The organism is Aquimarina sp. AWH4_224, assembly GCF_056160245.1.
In genome coordinates this window covers 1-363 of the sequence record NZ_JBSWWU010000068.1, presented here as the reverse complement: position 1 = coordinate 363, position 363 = coordinate 1, and the positions used below count along the sequence as shown (strand labels likewise).

Sequence of the window (363 nt, the reverse complement as noted above, 5' to 3'; positions counted from 1 at the left end):
ATGTTTTTAATATTACGGATGACCTCAAATTTAAACCAGCATTATTGAGTAAATTAGTTTTTGGAGCACCGTTACAGGTTGATGTTTCGGCTAACTTTTTGTTGTATGAGCGTTTAACGTTGGGAGTTGCTTATCGCTGGAGTGCTGCAGTCACGGGTCAGGTTGCTTTCCAGATTTCGGATTCGATGATGATTGGTTTTGCTTATGATAGAGAGACGACCGAGTTGGGGCAATCGCAGTTTAATGATGGGAGTTATGAGGTGATGTTACGTTTTGAGTTATTTAAGAAATACAATAGAATGCTGACTCCAAGATTCTTTTAATAGTAGAGATATTATAACCTAACCATTGATATGAAGAGAG

The 363-nt window shown here is 37.7% G+C and carries 1 protein-coding gene; it reads left to right on the top strand.

The window, feature by feature from the left end; genetic code table 11:
- The coding region (locus tag ACXAGJ_RS24730; RefSeq protein WP_474843869.1) for a type IX secretion system membrane protein PorP/SprF at positions 1-323 on the top strand (323 nt) is incomplete at its 5' end.
- Positions 324-363 lie beyond the last annotated feature (40 nt).